The organism is Rhodococcus sp. RS1C4 (assembly GCF_002258225.1).
In the GTDB taxonomy this organism is placed as follows: Bacteria; Actinomycetota; Actinomycetes; order Mycobacteriales; family Mycobacteriaceae; genus Rhodococcoides; species Rhodococcoides fascians_E.
On sequence record NZ_NOXZ01000012.1, the window covers coordinates 99,764 to 116,401 of the forward strand.

General features: G+C 67.0%; 12 protein-coding genes. 4 read left to right on the forward strand and 8 right to left on the reverse strand.

The features are described 5' to 3' along the window. Positions 1-143: 143 nt before the first annotated feature. From CH289_RS05130 to CH289_RS05150, 5 genes are all read right to left on the reverse strand, one after another. A complete protein-coding gene (locus CH289_RS05130; RefSeq protein WP_094727482.1) occupies positions 144-578 on the reverse strand; it encodes a heat shock protein transcriptional repressor HspR in 435 nt (144 codons plus the stop codon). Further along, on the reverse strand, positions 578-1,756 hold the full coding sequence (gene dnaJ / locus CH289_RS05135) for a molecular chaperone DnaJ (RefSeq protein ID WP_020110771.1): 1,179 nt from the start codon (positions 1,754-1,756) through the stop codon (positions 578-580). Before dnaJ ends, CH289_RS05130 begins: the two co-directional genes overlap by 1 nt. A gap of 31 nt (positions 1,757-1,787) precedes the next feature. After that, positions 1,788-2,441, reverse strand: coding sequence for a nucleotide exchange factor GrpE (gene grpE, locus CH289_RS05140; RefSeq protein ID WP_020110770.1), 654 nt, complete (start codon positions 2,439-2,441; stop codon positions 1,788-1,790). Next, positions 2,438-4,282, reverse strand: coding sequence for a molecular chaperone DnaK (gene dnaK / locus CH289_RS05145; RefSeq protein WP_019663821.1), 1,845 nt, complete (start codon positions 4,280-4,282; stop codon positions 2,438-2,440). Before dnaK ends, grpE begins: the two co-directional genes overlap by 4 nt. 277 nt (positions 4,283-4,559) lie before the next feature. After that, on the reverse strand, positions 4,560-5,060 hold the full coding sequence (locus CH289_RS05150) for a Pro-kumamolisin, activation domain family protein (protein ID WP_256977040.1): 501 nt from the start codon (positions 5,058-5,060) through the stop codon (positions 4,560-4,562). Between the two features lie 229 nt (positions 5,061-5,289). Here CH289_RS05150 and treS point away from each other — a divergent pair, with 229 nt between their 5' ends. The 3 genes from treS to CH289_RS05165 are packed head-to-tail and all read left to right on the forward strand — an operon-like array spanning position 5,290 to position 9,088. Continuing rightward, the gene (gene treS / locus CH289_RS05155) at positions 5,290-7,470 is read left to right on the forward strand and encodes a maltose alpha-D-glucosyltransferase (protein ID WP_094727484.1); all 2,181 of its coding nucleotides are present in this window, start codon (positions 5,290-5,292) and stop codon (positions 7,468-7,470) included. A 40-nt stretch (positions 7,471-7,510) separates the two neighbouring features. Then, positions 7,511-8,086, forward strand: coding sequence for a hypothetical protein (locus CH289_RS05160; RefSeq protein ID WP_037184624.1), 576 nt, complete (start codon positions 7,511-7,513; stop codon positions 8,084-8,086). A 51-nt stretch (positions 8,087-8,137) separates the two neighbouring features. After that, entirely contained in the window at positions 8,138-9,088 is a 951-nt protein-coding gene (locus tag CH289_RS05165) for an ABC transporter substrate-binding protein (RefSeq protein WP_094727485.1), read from the forward strand. Here CH289_RS05165 and CH289_RS05170 read toward each other — a convergent pair. From CH289_RS05170 to CH289_RS05180, 3 genes are all read right to left on the reverse strand, one after another. Further along, positions 9,078-10,532 (reverse strand): dynamin family protein, encoded by a 1,455-nt coding sequence (locus tag CH289_RS05170; protein WP_033189145.1) that lies wholly within the window; start codon positions 10,530-10,532, stop codon positions 9,078-9,080. The genes CH289_RS05165 and CH289_RS05170 overlap by 11 nt on opposite strands. Then, positions 10,529-12,340, reverse strand: coding sequence for a dynamin family protein (locus tag CH289_RS05175; protein WP_037157813.1), 1,812 nt, complete (start codon positions 12,338-12,340; stop codon positions 10,529-10,531). The genes CH289_RS05170 and CH289_RS05175 overlap by 4 nt, the downstream gene beginning before the upstream one ends. Before the next feature lie 103 nt (positions 12,341-12,443). After that, complete coding sequence (locus tag CH289_RS05180) at positions 12,444-15,227, reverse strand: IniB N-terminal domain-containing protein (protein WP_094723782.1); 2,784 nt, start codon at positions 15,225-15,227, stop codon at positions 12,444-12,446. Between the two features lie 241 nt (positions 15,228-15,468). Here CH289_RS05180 and CH289_RS05185 point away from each other — a divergent pair. Continuing rightward, positions 15,469-16,638 (forward strand): Hsp70 family protein (locus CH289_RS05185; RefSeq protein ID WP_256977041.1); only part of this gene is annotated, 1,170 nt, incomplete at its 3' end.

Below are 16,638 nucleotides of genomic sequence, written 5' to 3' on the forward strand. Positions count from 1 at the left end.
CGCGTGGGTTCCAGCCCAAGCACCTGGTGCAGCACGCGCACCCACTGAAACCCGCGCACCCGGGGCCGAGTGCCGATGCAGCCGGGGGCCCGGGCACGAAAAAGCTCGCCGACGCACAGGCGTCGGCGAGCGTGGGTCGGTTGTCAGCGCTGGTTGCGCGGTTTCCAGACGACGAGAGCGTTCCGCTGAACCGGTACGAGGTCGCGGCGGTAGCTCGCGTGGACGTTCGCGAGTTCCTGGGCGAGCTCGGACACTCGCGCCTGCAGAGCTTCGACCTGGTTGGTCAGCTCGATGATGCGCTTGATGCCGGCGAGGTTGACGCCTTCGTCCTGCGACAACCTCTGCACCTCGCGGAGCAACGCGACGTCGCGGGGCGAGTACCGACGCCCACCGCCGGTGGTCCGGTGCGGGGTGACCAGACCCAGGCGGTCGTAGGTGCGCAGCGTCTGGGCGTGCATTCCCGCAAGCTGTGCAGCTACGGAGATGACGAAGACCTGAGCGTCGGGGTCACCGGGAGTGGAGCCTACGGATCGACCAGAATTACCTTGGCCCGAACCCTCGCCAGTAGGAACAGTCATTACGCACCTGCCCACCCGGCCCGCGGGTCGAATCCGCTGGCCTTCTCGGCTTCCAGATAAGCGTTCAATGCTTCGGTGGCCGGGTCGTCGAGCTTCTGCGGGACCGCGACCTTGACCGTGACCATGAGGTCACCGGGAGTACCTGTCTTCTTCGGAACACCTCGTCCGCGGACGCGCAGCACCCGACCGTCGACAGTTCCCGGCGGCACCTTCACGCCGACGCGGCCGTCGAGCGTGGGAACCGACAGCGTGGTTCCGAGTACCAACTCGCCGTAGCTGACCGGGACGGTGACCGTCAGATTGTCGCCGTCGCGTCCGAACACCTTGTCCGCTCGCACGCGCACCGTGACGAACAGGTCACCCGACGGAGCTCCGCGGAGTCCTGCTTCACCTTGGCCGGCGAGACGGATCTTCTGACCGTCGGACACGCCCGGTGGCACGCGCACGGTGATCGTGCGGGTGCGGTTCTGCACGCCCGTTCCGCGGCAGTCGGCGCACGGGTCGTCGATGATCGAACCGGTCCCGCGGCAGTCGTCGCACGGCTCGCTGAACCCGAACGCTCCCTGGTTGCGGTTGATCACGCCCGCGCCGTTGCACTTGGGGCACACCCGCGGACTGGTCCCGGGCTTGGCACCGCTGCCGTGGCACGTGGTGCAGGACGACGGACTGGTCAGACGCAGCGGAACCGTCACACCCTGCGTGGCTTCACGGAAACCGAGAGTGGTCTCGGTCTCGACGTCGCTTCCGCGTCGCGGACGACTGCTCGAGGTGCGCTGCTGAGTGCCGCCGCGGTTGAACAGGCCACCGAACAGGTCGCCGATACCGCCGTCGCCACCACCTTGACCGAAGATGTCGCCGACGTCGAACGTTTGCCCGCCGCCGCCGAATCCGCCTGCACCAGGACTGAATCCGCCGCCGCCCTGGCGACCGAAGCCGCCCGACGCGAACAGCCGCCTGGCCTCGTCGTACTCCTTGCGTTTCGCCGGGTCCGTCAGGACCGCATTGGCCTCGCTGACGGCCTTGAACTTCTCCTCGGCTTTGGCGTTGCCGGGGTTGGCGTCGGGGTGATTGTCCCGCGCCAACTTGCGGTACGCCTTCTTGATCTCTTCTGCAGATGCGCTGGAGGAAACGCCCAGCTCCTTGTAGAAGTCCTTCTCGATCCACTCCCGCTGGCTCACCGGGCGTTTCCTCCTTCCGCGCTATCTCTTTTTACTGCTCGTCGGATGCAGGCGCATCCGAGTGCTGTCCAGCATCGTCGACGACGCCGACCATTGCCGTCCGCAGAACCCGCTCGCCGAGCTTGTAGCCCGGACGCATCAGGGTCCCGACGACGGGATTGCTTCCGTCGCCCTCGTGCGAGACGGCCTCGTGGACCGCCGGGTCGAACGCGTCACCCTCGGCGCCGAACGTGGTCAGACCGATGTTGGCGAACACTCCCGCCAACTTGTCCGCTACCGACTTCAGCGGCCCGGTCTCGAGATCGCCGTGCTGACGCGCACGCTCGAGGTCGTCGAGGACGGGAAGAAGCTGGGACACGACGGACGCCTTGGCGTTCTCCGCTCCCGTCTGCTTCTCCCGATCGGTTCGACGCCGATAGTTGGCGTACTCCGCCGACACTCGCTGCAGATCCGCAGTGAGTTCGGAGACCTGCGTGTCACGCGGGTCGACGACCACCTCTGCTTCGATGCCCTCGTCGTCCACCGAGTCGGGTTGGGGCGCAGTGCCGGTGCCCGCGAGGGGCTCCGGTACTGCGTCACCTTCCCGAGGCTCACCGGTCTGCGGATCGATCTTTCGCTTGTCCACGAAAGTGACCGGTTCCTGCTCGGTGTGCTGCAGATCGTGATCGCTGTCGCGGGGGCTCACTTCTTCTCCGCGTCGTCGGCCGGCTCGTCGACAACTTCTGCGTCGACGACACCGTCGTCAGCAGCCTGAGCTCCCCCTTCTGCGCCGCCCTGTTCCTTGGCCTGAGCCTCGTAGATGGCGGTGCCGAGAGCCTGCGACTCGGTCGACAGCTTCTCCACGGCGGTCTTCACTGCCGAGATGTCGCTGCCTGCGAGAGCCGACTTGGCCTCTTCGATGGCTGTCTCGACGCGTCCCTTGAGCTCGGCGTCGACCTTGTCCTCGTTGTCCTTGACGAACTTCTCCGTCTGGTGGACGAGCGACTCGGCCTGGTTGCGGACCTCGGCCTCTTCGCGACGAGCCTTGTCCTCGTCGGCGTGAGCTTCCGCGTCGGCGACCATGCGGTCGATCTCTTCCTTGGACAGACCGGAGCCGTCCTGGATCTTGATCGTGTTTTCCTTGCCGGTGCCCTTGTCCTTGGCCGTGACGTGCACGATGCCGTTGGCGTCGATGTCGAAGGTGACCTCGATCTGCGGGACGCCGCGAGGAGCCGGGGGCAGCTCGGTCAACTCGAACGAGCCGAGGAGCTTGTTGTGCGAGGCGATCTCGCGCTCACCCTGGAAGACCTGGATCTGCACCGAAGGCTGATTGTCGTCAGCGGTGGTGAAGGTCTCGGACCGCTTCGTCGGGATGGTGGTGTTGCGCTCGATGAGCTTGGTCATCACGCCACCCTTGGTCTCGATGCCGAGGGACAGCGGCGTGACGTCGAGGAGCAGAACGTCCTTGACCTCACCCTTGAGCACACCGGCCTGCAGTGCAGCACCGACGGCCACGACCTCGTCCGGGTTGACGCCCTTGTTGGGCTCGCGTCCACCGGAGAGCTCCTTGACCAGCTCGGAGACGGCAGGCATACGCGTCGAACCACCGACGAGCACGACGTGGTCGATGTCCTTGACGGCGATGCCGGAGTCCTTGACCACTGCCTGGAACGGCGCACGGGTGCGGTCGAGCAGGTCGGAGGTGATCTTCTGGAACTCGGAGCGGCTGAGCTGCTCGTCGAGGAACAGCGGGTTCTTGTCGCCGTCGACCGTGATGTACGGGAGGTTGATCGAGGTGCTCTGTCCGGAGGACAGTTCGATCTTCGCCTTCTCCGCAGCCTCACGCAGACGCTGCAGGGCCATCTTGTCCTTGGTCAGGTCGATGCCGTTCTGAGCCTTGAACTTGTCCACGAGCCAGGTCACGATGCGCTCGTCCCAGTCGTCGCCACCGAGGTGGTTGTCACCGGACGTTGCACGGACCTCGACGACGCCGTCGCCGATTTCCAGCAGGGAGACGTCGAAGGTGCCGCCACCGAGGTCGAAGACCAGAATGGTCTGCTCGCTGTCGCCCTTGTCCAGGCCGTATGCCAGCGCAGCCGCGGTGGGCTCGTTGACGATGCGCAGAACGTTGAGGCCTGCGATCTGGCCGGCTTCCTTGGTGGCCTGGCGCTGCGCGTCCTCGAAGTACGCCGGAACGGTGATGACCGCGTCGGTGATTTCCTCGCCCAGGTAAGCCTCGGCGTCGCGCTTCAGCTTCTGCAGCGTGCGCGCGGAGATCTCCTGCGAGGTGTACTTCTTGTCGTCGATCGAGACGGTCCAGTCCGTGCCGATGTGGCGCTTGACGGAACGAATCGTGCGGTCGACGTTGGTAACCGCCTGGTTCTTCGCGGGCTGGCCGACGAGCACTTCACCGTTCTTGGCGAAAGCGACGATCGACGGGGTGGTGCGTGATCCCTCGGAGTTGGCGACCACAACCGGCTCGCCGCCCTCGAGGACGGACACGACCGAGTTGGTGGTCCCGAGGTCGATACCGACCGCACGAGCCATAGTGTTTCCTCCTGTTTGTTGCTTGATTGGTTCCTAGCTGAGCGAACTGCACTCAAGTCTGCAAGACGTTTTCGACTTCTGTCAAACCGGACTTGAGCCCCATCCACTCAAGGCTACGAAAGCTCTAACGGAGGCGGTTGCAGATTTGTTCCCGGCCGGCGCTCCGCGCCCTTATGTGAGTGGGACAGCACTACGCCGCGACGGCAGATGCTCGTCGCGGCGTAGTTCGTCGTGCGTAGTCGGTGCGCCCTGCGGTGTGCGGGCTGGGAGAAGTCTCTTACTCGCCGTCCTCGACGGGTTCGGCCGGGGAGCAATCCAGGGTCAGGAACTCGACCTTGACGTTGTCCACGTAGTTGGCGTCGAGCTGAGGCGAGAAGGCCACGGCCCCGGCGGGACGGGAGACCCACGCCGCGTCCCCACTGGGAACGGTGATGGTGGCGTCTTCGCCCTTGACGATCTTGTCCTCGGTGACGGCACCGGCGGGGGCCGGGATCGCTCCGTAGTTCACCGAGACGTTCGCGGCGTCGCTCTCGCCGACGTTCTTCACTGCCACCTCGAGTGCGACGACCTTGCCGTCCTCGGGCTTGTCGGCGGTCTTGTCGACGCACGTGGTTCCGAGCGTGACGACCAGGTCGGTCGATTCCGCGACCGAGGATCCGAATTCCGGGGCCGTCGGCTCGGGCTCGGCCGACGCGATGGGCGCCAGGGCGACCGCACCGACGGCGGCGGCGAACACGGCCGTCGAGGCCAAGACTGTGGTGCGGGCAAAGCGACGCATGTGTGACTCCTGTGACTGAAGTGGCTGTTGTTGCGTTCAACTATTACCTATTACAAGCAGACTTTCCAGACCGGGCAGTCTCGATACGGACACGGTCCGATACACCGGTTGTCTCGGCTTACACGCATGTAATTCGGTTTCGACCCCCAATTTTCAGGGCATGCGGGGAACTCTGCAGAAGCAGCGCCGGGTACGTAGGGTTTGGAAGAAAGCGAGGCTACGGAGGCACATGGATCCCGAAGTGCAGCACGAACCGAGCGAGATCACCTACGACGAGAAGTTCTATCCCGCCAGACCCAAGCCGCTGCGCCCCTCCGTACGTCGAGCGAACCGAAACGGTTCCACGCCCCAGGACGGCGAGCCCTCGGCCGACAATGCCGAATACGTCGAGTGGCTCACCGAGCAGTCGATGCTGCGCGACGCCAAGCTCATCGCCGAGCAGCTCTCCGGCAAGGGCAGCATGTGGCAGAACCCGTATGCGGACCCCAATCCGCGTGGTGCCGTCGAGCGCGCACCCGTCTGGTTCACCGCGTACCCGATCTCCGTGATCAACGCTCCGCGCACCAGCTTTCTCAACACCCTCGGCGACGAGGCCCTGTGGCAGGCGTTCTCGGACATCGGGATCACCGCGGTCCACACCGGACCGGTCAAGGTCGCGGGTGGTATTCACGGATGGCGACCGACACCGTCGGTCGACGGCCACTTCGACCGCATCGGCATGCAGATCGACCCGGCGTTCGGCTCCGAGGACGAGTTCCGACGCCTGTGCGTCGTCGCGGCCGCGTACGACGGGATCGTCATCGACGACATCGTGCCCGGCCACACCGGCAAGGGCGCGGATTTCCGGCTCGCTGAAATGGCGGTCGCGGACTATCCGGGCATCTACCACATGGTCGAGATCGAGCCGCAGGACTGGCACCTGCTCCCCCGCGTGCGCGCAGGGGCGGATTCGCAGAACATCGATGCCGAGGCCGAGGCCAATCTCGCGCGCGCCGGCTACATCATCGGCCAGTTGCAGCGGGTGATCTTCTACGAACTGGGCGTCAAGGAAACCAACTGGAGCGCAACGGCTCCCGTCATCGGTGTCGACGGCGTCGAGCGACGCTGGGTGTATCTGCACTACTTCAAGGCGGGACAACCGTCGATCAACTGGCTGGACCCCTCGTTCGCGGGGATGCGCCTGGTGATCGGCGATGCGTGCCATTCGATCGCCGATCTCGGTGCGGGTGCACTTCGGTTGGACGCCAACGGATTCCTGGGCGTCGAACGCCGCGCCGAGGGTCCAGGCTGGTCCGAGGGGCATCCCCTGTCCGAGGCCGCGAATCACCTGATCGCCAGCGTGGTGCGCAAGATGGGAGGGTTCACCTTCCAGGAGCTGAATCTGACGATCGACGACATCAAAGCCATGGGCACCAACGGCGCCGATCTGTCGTACGACTTCATCAACCGGCCCGCCTACCACCACGCTCTGGTCATGGGAAACACCGAGTTCCTGCGCCTGACAATGACGTTGGCGCGCGATCACGGCGTCGACCCGGCATCGCTGGTGCACGCACTGCAGAATCACGACGAGCTGACCTTCGAGCTCATCCACTTCGCCACACTGCATGCCGAGGACGAGTTCGAGTACTGCGGTGAAGTGGTGAAGGGGTCCGACCTCGGTGATCAGATTCGCGCGGAACTGACCGATCGCCTGACCGGCCGCTGGGCGCCGTACAACCGCACGTTCACCACCAACGGAATCGCCTGCACCACAGCCAGTGTCATCACTGCCTCGCTCGGCATCCGTGATCTCGATCGCATGGACGAGTCCGACATCGAGACGGTGAAGACGGCGCATTTGATGCTCGCGATGTACAACGCGCTGCAGCCGGGCGTGTTCGCGCTGTCCGGCTGGGATCTGCTGGGCATCCTGCCCATCGACGCCGACGACGTGGCCGACCTCATCCGTGAGGGCGACACGCGGTGGATCAACCGTGGCGCGCACGACCTGATGGACAGCTACCCGGATGCGGTGCGCTCCGAGTCCGGTATTCCCCGAGGCCGCAGCCTCTACGGTTCGCTGCCCGAGCAGCTGAAGGACCCGTCGTCCTTCGCCCGCAGGCTCGCGCGAATCATCGAGTTGCGCAACAGGTACGGAATCGCCACCGCCCAGCAGCTGGACGTGCCGACGGTGTCGCACAAGGGCCTGCTGGTGTTGGTCCACGAACTGGGTCAGGGCACCATCCAGGCAACCGTCATCAACTTCACGTCCGACGAGGTGGCCGCGACAATTCAGTCGAAGCATCTCACCGCGGGTGCCGGGGTGTACGACATGTTCGACGATTCGGACATCGGCGTCGTCGACGAGTTGAACAGTTTCCCGTTGACACTGGGCCCGTACCAAGGAATCCCGGTGATCCTGCGCTAGTGCAGAAGCTCCGGTACGTCGACGGATAGGATCTTCACCCGTGACCGAACCGGAGAACAACCGCCGAGAACTTCGCCCGCAGCCGGAGCGCCCCGAGTTCGCCGTCGAGCCGCTCCGGCCGCGCCAGGACTCGAGGGGATCGAGCGTTGCCTTCCGGATGGCCCTCGGTGCTTGGGCCGCCGTGACCGTCGTCGCGCTGGCACTGGCAGCCGTCGTTGCTCTGAACTACGACGCGGTGCGCTCTGCGCTCGAAACCGCGGTGTCGGACGACGGTTCCGGCGCCACCGCGTCGGAGATCTCGGACACGGTGACCGTGACGTTGCTCGGGAGCGCTGGGGTGGGCGCCGTGCTGCTGATCGTCGCGGCACTCGGATTGAGTCTCGCGGCATCCGGAAGGTCGCGATCCCATGGGGCACTGAGCGGGCTCCGCTCCCTGTCAGGCGTCGTACTGCTCGTGGCAGGGTTGGCTGCGACGGGCGCGTTCGTGCTGTTCTGGTCCTTCATGTCCGACGCCGGGTCGGTGGCGGCGGGCGCGCTTCAGTGGGCTCCTCTTGTCGGGGCGGGGTGTGCTGGCATCGCCGCGGTGGCGGCGGGGAGCGGCCTCTCCGGGAAGTGATCTTCGCCGCCCGATTGTTGTATACATGCTTAGGCTTGCTTTACTTGCCAGGTGAAAACACCACTCCCCCGCGCTTCCGCCGCACTCGCGCTGATCGTGCTGGTCGCCTCGTGTAGCTCCACCGACGAGTCGACGCCGTCCGCGTCCGGCACCCATGACGTCGTCACCGAATTCGGCACCGTCGCCGTTCCGAACACGATCGACTCCGTCGTCGTCATCGACGGCAGGCGCGACCTGGACATCGCCATCGCGTTCGATCTGCCGGTGATCGGCATGCCCGTCGAGACCGAAGCTCCGCCGGAAATCCCCGGCCCGCTCACCGAACCGATGAAGAGCCTGCGCGACGCCGGGGTGCCCGAGCTGTTCCCACGCAACGTCATCGACGTCGAATCGATCGCTCGCGTCGACCCCGACCTGATCATCGGCCGCAACGAAGTGATCGAGGAGATCTACGACCAGCTCAGCGCCGTCGCGCCGGTGCTGCCCGTCGGCTCGAACGGCACCGGCATCACCTGGCAGCAGGACGTCGACGCCATCGGCGACGCCTTGAACATGCAGGACCGCGCGGCCGAGATCGTCGACGAGTACGACGCCCGCGTCGAGCAGATCAAGACCGACCACGCCGACGCCATCGCCAACACCGAGGTCCTGCCGATCACCACATCCGACGGCAGCGGAATCTCGATCGGTCGTGAGCGCGTGTCGGCCGCCGCCCTGATCGACGTCGGCGCCAACTTCAGCAGCGCGTGGGACCGGGCGACGCCCGAGCTGGATCTCGGACCGGAGAACCTGTCGGAGATCTCCGACGCGCAGGCGCTCGTCGCTGCGATCACCTCGGAGGAGGAGTTGCGTGCACTGAACGCCAATCCGCTGTGGACCGGCCTGCCTGCGGTGCAGTCGAACCGAGTCGTGCGGACCGACAAGTTCACCAACGACGGCGGGCCGATCACCGCGCTGTGGAGTCTCGATCTGGCCGAGCAGCTGTACACGCCTACGTCGTAGCCGCGATACCCTCCGCACTACGAGCGGCGACCCCGCACGCCCGCGCGGTGAACTGGTCGAGAAGCGGATGGTCGGCCAGTCTGCGCCACTTCTGGGCGGCGGCGCGCGCACGGTCGTAGCGTTCCGCCTGCCCGGAATCCGGATCGAGGCCGAGCCGCACCCAGGAGTCGATGCCGAATCCGCCGATGAGCCTCTGCAATTCGGCGAGTTCGGCCTCCGGGAGCGTGGGCGTCGTTCCGCGCATCTTGCCCAGCAACCGCAGCTCCTGGAAACCGTGGACGTCGGCGAGCATCCGCCCGGCTTCGGCACGGAACTGTGCAGACTCGGCAATGGGCCGAGCCTCCAGCGTCCGCTGCAACGTCACCAACGCCGAATGCAGTTTCAGCTGATCCGCGCGCTGGCCGAACTGGACGTCGATGACGGATCTGAGCTCGTCGAGCCCACTGCGTTCGACGAGTTCCGCTGCCAGCGTGGGCGAATCCCGCACACCGAGCTTGACGAGCGTGACGGCCATGCGGATTCCGAAGAGGCCGAACCGGTCGACGATCGACGCACGCAGGTCCGCGTCGACCGGCAACAGCCCGGGCCGTGAGAACCTGTCGGCGGACAACATCGCCAACTGCAGGTCCTCGTCGGGCACCTGGGCGAGGACCTCGAAGGCGGCGAACTCCGCCTGTCGCAACGTTTCCGCGGCCAACGCGAGCAAGCCGGCGACGGGCACGACGGCCTGGCACAGTCCGGTCGCCTCCAGTTCCGAGGCGAACCTGGCCGCCACTTCCTTGGCCGACATCATCGCGTCCATCCGGCCCGCGCCGACCTCGTCGGCGCGGGACACGACGCCGACGACGCCGAGAGGCCCCGATTCGCCGCCGACGTGCGCGCCGATCTGACCGAGAAACGACACATCCGTCGCGTTGAGCGTCCGCAGCAGATACACGACGGCATCCGCCCCCGACGACGCGTTCTCCGGCGTCAGCATCGACAGCGTCCGCGCCGAGACGTCCCGAGACAACGACGAGGTACCGGGGGTGTCGATGATGGTGGTGTGCGTCAACGCCCGCGCGGGCCATTCGACGTCGAGTCGGTCGACCTGAGTCGCCGTCAGGTCACCCAGATCGAACGTCAGACGCCCACTGCGACGCTGTACCGGAACGTGAGCGGATCGGTCGCCGTCGTACCAGGCCGTGACGCTCGGGGTCGCACCGCTGCGGTACCACGTCACGACCTTGGTGCACTCGGTCGCATCGGTCGGCGCGATGTCCTGGCCGACAAGCGAATTGAGCAGAGTGGATTTACCCGCCTTCAGCGACCCCGCCAGCGCCACCCGCAGCGGCTGATCCAACCGCTCCAAGCACGCGGTCAACGTCGCCGCACCGTAGGTGTCGATGGAGTACGCGCTTCGAGCCGCGGTGATCAGAGCACGAGCATCGGACAGCGTCGTCACAGTGACTTCTCGCTCGGAACCAACGCAGCCGCCCGCTCGCTCAACTCGGCGACCACCTTCATCTCACGATCCAACTGTGCTGTGCGCGTGCCGCGTTCTGCCTGTTCGACGTTGGCGGCTTCCTGCGCTGCCCGCAACGAATCGTTCAGTGACCGCAGGGTCTGCTCCGCGATCGACGTGAAGTGATCGCGCAGTACCCGCTGGATCTGCCGAAGGCGATCCTTCGATTCCTTGCCCACCTGGAAGCTCACGTCGTCGGTGAATCGCCTGATCGCCATCTTGGCCTCGGAGCGCCTGGTCCGAACGCGGTTCTCCTTGTCCTCCTTGTACGCCTTGGTTCCGAGGAGGACACCCGCGCCGATCGAGATGGGGTTGAGCAGACTCAGGCCGACGAAGGTGGTGATCAGGCCGAACATCAGCACACCGCCGTAGGAACCGCGCATCCCGACGAGCACCTTCTGCGTGATGCCGATCTTGCCCGTCTCCAGATCTGCCAGCGACGCAACGGGATCGAGCACGTCGTCGAGATCGCCGAGATCGAGATCGGGGAGCGCCACCGCCCCTGCGGCAGCGAAGTGCTCGGCAACGAGCTCGGCCAACCACAGCGCGCGCTCGTGCGCCCACACGAAATTGTCGCCGACCGACGCCGCGATCTGCTCCTCCAGCCAATCCCCCAGCTCGGCCCAGTCGGAGCCGGGATCGCCCTCGTCCACGGTCTCCTCCGCTTCGCGGGTCACCCTGCGCAGCCGATCCCGAAGATCATGATCGATGTCCGACGCCAGGTCGGCGATGCCGTCGGCGAGGGTCTGTTGCCATTGGGAGGTCTTCTTGTGCAGGTCCTCGGCGGCGGCTTTGGCTCGTTGCAGACCGGCCACTGCTGCAGCGGCTCGTTCCGGGTCACGAAGAGCGGCGAGTTCGCTTCCCATGGCGAGTGTCAGGTGTTCTGCGACGGAACGGATGTCGAGCGATACCGCCGTTCGGGTGGTGGCGTCGGCGCGCGCGACCACGTTGTCCCGCAGGAACGCGTAGAGGTCGGGGAAACCGGATTCGACGTTCAGTTCCTCGTCGCTGAGTCGTAGTGCGTGCGAGCGGAGCAGCGAGGACAGCGAGATCATCGGCACGTCCAGGCCTTCGCGCTGCAGGTGTGCGCGGTTGGCGTCCACGATCGAACGCCAGTGGGGGTACAGGTCGGTCTTGGTGATCAGCACTGCGACCGACGGGCACAGGCCGAGAACCTGACGGAGGAAGGCAATTTCGGGTTCGGTGAACTCGCGGCTGGCATCGGACACGACGAGCACTGCGTCCGCGGACGGTACGAGGCCGAGAGTTCCTGCTGCATGTGGGTTTCCGTGACCGCCGACGCCGGGGGTGTCCACCAGCACCAATCCGTCGGCGAGCAGCGGACTCGGAACGTTCACTTCGAGCCTGAGCACTTCGCGTCCCTCGGCTCGCGGGCTGGCCGGGGTGATGTTCTGCAGCTCGTCCAGCGGAACCTCGACGCGCACGGCGTCGTTACCGGGATCGGCAAGCACCAGTTCGGCATAGGAACGCTCGGAGTTCTGCACGACGGTCGGAATGGCCGTCGTCTCGTCGTCGCCGACGGAACAGACGTTCAGGTTCAGCAGCGAGTTGACGAATTGGCTTTTTCCCTGTTTCAACGGCCCGACGACGACGATGCGTCTCCTGGGGTCGAGTACCCGTTCCTTCGCGAGTTCCATCCTCGACACCAGATCGGAGCGACCGACCGTCTGCGCCACTGCCGCAGTTCGATCGAGCAACTCGGCCAGCTGTTTCGCGTGCCCGTCCATGGCCTTCTTTCGGTGCTCGTGCGTTCGTCCGACCTGACTCTAACGAGAGAAAAGGCCCCGGGCGGAAGAACCGCCCGGGGCCGTGCTTCTCCCTCGTGGAACGTTACGGGTTGATCAGGTCCGTGTGGTGATCGACCGACGCGATGTCGGCCACCGAGTCCGCGGTGCTGTCGGCGGCGCCGTGCAGGCTGCCCTCCGAGTGGAGCGAGGAGTCCAGCGAGGACTGCGCCGAACCGAACACGTTCGAGTCCACCGAAGACCAGCTGCTGGAGTCGAACTGCGAGTCGTACTGCGAGTCGAACGAGCCGGATGCGCTGCCCGCGGCGTCGGTGACGCTGTCGAAGCCGCCGGACAGTCCGCCTGCCGCGCCGCCGAGAACGTCTGCTCCCGTGGCCACTCCGCCCTGCAGTCCGCCGGCCACGTCACCTGCGACGTCGGCTCCAGCCGACGCACCGCCGGCGAGGCCGCCGGCAACGTCACCTGCGATGTCGGTTCCGGCTGCTGCGCCGCTCGCCAGTCCGCCTGCAATCCCTGCACCTGCCGACGCACCCGCGTCGAGTCCGGCCCCGAGGCCTGCACCGAGACCCGCACCCAGTCCGGCGCCTGCCTGTGCAGCAGCGTCCACGCCCGCGCCGACGGTTCCGTCGACGCCGCCTGCGACCGAGCCGCCGAGTCCGGCTGCACCTTGGGCCGCGCCGTCGACCGTTCCTGCCAGTCCGCCACCGAGACCGGCACCTGCCTGAGCAGCACCGTCCACCGCGCCGCCGACTGCACCGGTCAGGCCGCCGCCCAATCCGCCTGCCAACCCACCGCCGAGGGAGCCGAGGCCGGACAGTCCGCCACCGAGTCCGCCGGCCAGGCCTGCACCCGCGTTTCCGACGGCGGCGAGTCCGCCGCCGAGTCCTGCGGTCACACCGCCGACTGCGCCTGCGCCGAGGTCACCGGCTGCGCCGCCGGTCAGACCGCCCGTGGCACCGCCTGCAGCGCCGAGGGCTGCGTCGACTGCTCCGGTCAACGCTCCGCCCAGTTCTGCGCCGCCGCCGAGCGCTGCGCCGAGATCGAGTGCTCCGCTGGTGTCGAGGACCGTGTCCAGTGCGGCGCCGAGGTCGGCTCCTGCCTGTCCACCCACGCCGAAGGCTGCTCCGAGAACACCTTCGAGGTTCGTTGCTGCGTCGAGGTCGACCCCGGCGGACGCGTCGATCGCGGATCCGAGGGCGGCCGTCAGGCTGCCGATTGCGCTGGTGTCGAGATCGAGCGCGGTTCCGACGGCTCCGCCGACGAGTGCGCCCAGGTCGCCGGTTGCGACGCCGGCCAGGTCGAGGTCCGCGAGTGCACCGGCGTCGAGCACGGCGCCGAGAGAGGATCCGATGGTCGACGCCAGGCCGCCGTCGGCCTCGAAGAGTCCTTCCAGACCGGTAGCGAGGTCCAGGCCGCCTGCTGCTCCGGCGACTGCGTCCAACGCTCCGTCGAGGGCGCCGCTGAGAGCTCCGCCTGCACCGAGAGCCGCACCCAGATCCAGTCCAGCGCCGAGTCCTGCAATGCCTTCGAGTCCCGCAATGCCTTCGAGTGCGGCGCCGAGGCCTGCGCCTGCTTCTCCGCCGATTCCGAATGCCGCGCCGAGGATGCCTTCGAGGTTGGCGGCACCGCCCAGGCCCGCTCCCAGCGCGCCGTCGATGGCGGTTCCGAGGGACGTGGTCAGATCTCCGACGACGCCTGCGTCGAGGTCCAGTGCGGTTCCGAGGGTACCTGCCACGATGCCGCCGAGGTCCAGTCCGGCGAGGCCACCGAGATCGAGGTCTGCCAGCGCACCGGCGTCGAGCACGGCGCCGAGGGAGGATCCGAGAGCCGCGGCGAGACCACTCTGCAGGGCGAACACGCCGTCCAGCCCTGCGCCCAGTCCGCCGCCCAATCCGCCGCCGAGGCCCGCGCCTGCGCCGATCGCTGCGTCGAGTGCCGATCCGAGTCCGGCTGCGACACCTCCGCCGAGGCCGAGGCCTGCGGTCAGTGCGGTTCCGAGGCCACCTGCCAGGCCGCCAACGAGGTCGATCTGGCCCGCGTCGACGACGGCGCCGACGACGTTTCCGAGTGCTGCGCCGAGGTTGGCGCCGATCTCTCCGCCGATGCCGAATGCGGCACCGAGTGCTCCGCTGAGGGCCCCTTCGACGCCGGCGATGGCGCCCAGGTCGATTCCTCCGACGGCGCCGAGCGCTGCGTCGAGGGCCGTGTTCAGGCCTGCCGTGACGCCTGCACCGAGCTCCGCGCCGATCCCGGCGCCCAAGCCGAGGCCGCCGCCGATGAGACCGGTCAGAGCGCCGCCGAGGTCGAGGCCGCCACCGAGACCGAGGCCGCCGTCCAGATCGAGGCCACCGCCGATCGCTGCGCCTGCGCCGAGGAAGGCTTCGAGTGCCGCGCCGAACGCTGCTCCCAGCTCGACACCGATCTGCCCGCCTGCCGCCAGTGCTGCGGTGAGGGCGGCGCCGATCTGGGCTGCGATGTCGCCGGCGAAGTCGATGTCGCCGCCGAGTCCACCGCCCAGTCCACCACCGATGACACCGCCGCCGGCGAGTCCGCCGCCCACGACGGCTCCGGCAGTGAGGCCGAGTCCGGTCGACAGCCCGCCTCCGATGGCAGCGCCACCGGCGAGGGAACCGTCGAGGCTGCCTGCCGCACCGGCGCCTGCGCCGAGGATCGCGGAGAGCTGCGAACCTGCTCCGGCGAACAAGCCGGACTCTGCGACGAGCGGGGCGACGGCGACGATGTCCGCGTGGCAGACGTCGCCGAGGCCGGCGGCCGCGAGGGCTGCTTCGGGGTTGGCGCAGTACGCGGCTGCGGCTTCGTCGTCGCGAAGCAGGCTGAGGATGAAGTCGAGTACTGCGTTGGTGGCCATCTGAGGCTCCTTGGATGTTCGGAAGCGGGGTTCCGGGGGGTCGTTCGTGGTTGATCACAAAGCTATGGCCCGGGGGCGGTTCGCCCAACGGGGACGAACCCCCTACTCCATCGGCGCCACCCAGGGTTCCGGCATTAGGGGATCCCGGGCCATTAGGGGATTTGCCCGCGATCGGCCCGTCACCAGCTGTGAGACGTAACGAAAGATGCCATGCTGTCGACATCACCAGCAGCGTCGACGGGTGTCGCTGCCCATTACGAAGTCGGAGATGATGATGAGCGCAGGGATCGGTATTCGGATCGGAACGGTCACCTCGGTGGCCACCCTCGACGCGTCTCACGACCCGTACGCACCGCGTGATTTCGCCACCGACGAGGCCATGCCGACCGTCGAGCGTCGGACCGCCCTCGATCTTCGTCCCGACTCCTCCCCCGATCTGGCCGCCCTCACCGACCGACAGCAGCGACACCTCGTCACCGGGTTCGCTGACCGGGTGGGAGACCCCGTCCCCCTGATCGACGAAGAGGGCAATTCCTACGCCGCCGAGGACCTGTTCGCGACGGCCACCCACGTACTCGTCTCCGAGCTTGCTCACGCGGGTGGTTCCGATGCGACGATCGTCGTCGCCCACCCGGACCGGTGGACCGGCTACACCTCGGACGTGCTGCGTGAAGCGCTCGATCGCGTCGGCCTCCCCGACACCACCCTTGTCCCCGAGTCCTTCGCCGCGATGCGCTGGCTCGAAGGCTCACGCGGGCAGCAGGGCGAGGGCCTGACCGTCATCTACGACCTCGGCGCCACCTCGCTCGGTATCACGCTCATGCGTACCGGGCTCGACGCAGGTGTCATCGGGACCGGCGTCCACTCGCAGGACTTCGGTGGCTCGCAGTTCGACCACATCGTCACCCAGTACGTCCTCGACACCGTCTCCAGTAGTCGCGATTTCGAGTTCGACGCGTTCGATCCGGACACCGTCGGGGCTCTCGTCGAACTGCGCGCACGCTGCAGCGAAGCGAAGGAGCGACTGTCCTACGAGACCGCGACCACGCTGACCGTCGACCTCCCCGGCCTGCGCAGCGAAACACGGCTTGTCCGAGACGAACTCGAAGATCTCATCCGACGACCCATCCTCGATTCCGTCGAGCTGATCCGCGAGACCCTGCACACCACAGGCCTCGACGTCGGCGACGTCACCCAGGTCCTCCTGACCGGCGGAAGCTCCAGCATTCCCCTTGTCGCCGAGCTGATCTCGTCGGAACTGCGCGTCCCGGTCGTCACCGGTCCGCACCCCGGCCGCATCCCCGCCATCGGCGGCGCGATCATCGCAGCCGAGATCTCCGCAGCCGTCGTCGCCGACGTCGAGGCCTGTGGTGTGCAGGGTCTCGCGGATCAGCTCGACGGAATCGAGGAT

What these genes read in the sequence shown, in the direction of transcription:
- CH289_RS05130 (WP_094727482.1), bottom strand. Translation starts at nt 578, where the DNA reads ATGACTGTTCCTACTGGCGAGGGTTCGGGCCAAGGTAATTCTGGTCGA.
- dnaK (WP_019663821.1), bottom strand. Translation starts at nt 4,282, where the DNA reads ATGGCTCGTGCGGTCGGTATCGACCTCGGGACCACCAACTCGGTCGTG.
- CH289_RS05150 (WP_256977040.1), bottom strand. Translation starts at nt 5,060, where the DNA reads ATGCGTCGCTTTGCCCGCACCACAGTCTTGGCCTCGACGGCCGTGTTC.
- treS (WP_094727484.1), top strand. Translation starts at nt 5,290, where the DNA reads ATGGATCCCGAAGTGCAGCACGAACCGAGCGAGATCACCTACGACGAG.
- CH289_RS05175 (WP_037157813.1), bottom strand. Translation starts at nt 12,340, where the DNA reads ATGGACGGGCACGCGAAACAGCTGGCCGAGTTGCTCGATCGAACTGCG.
- CH289_RS05180 (WP_094723782.1), bottom strand. Translation starts at nt 15,227, where the DNA reads ATGGCCACCAACGCAGTACTCGACTTCATCCTCAGCCTGCTTCGCGAC.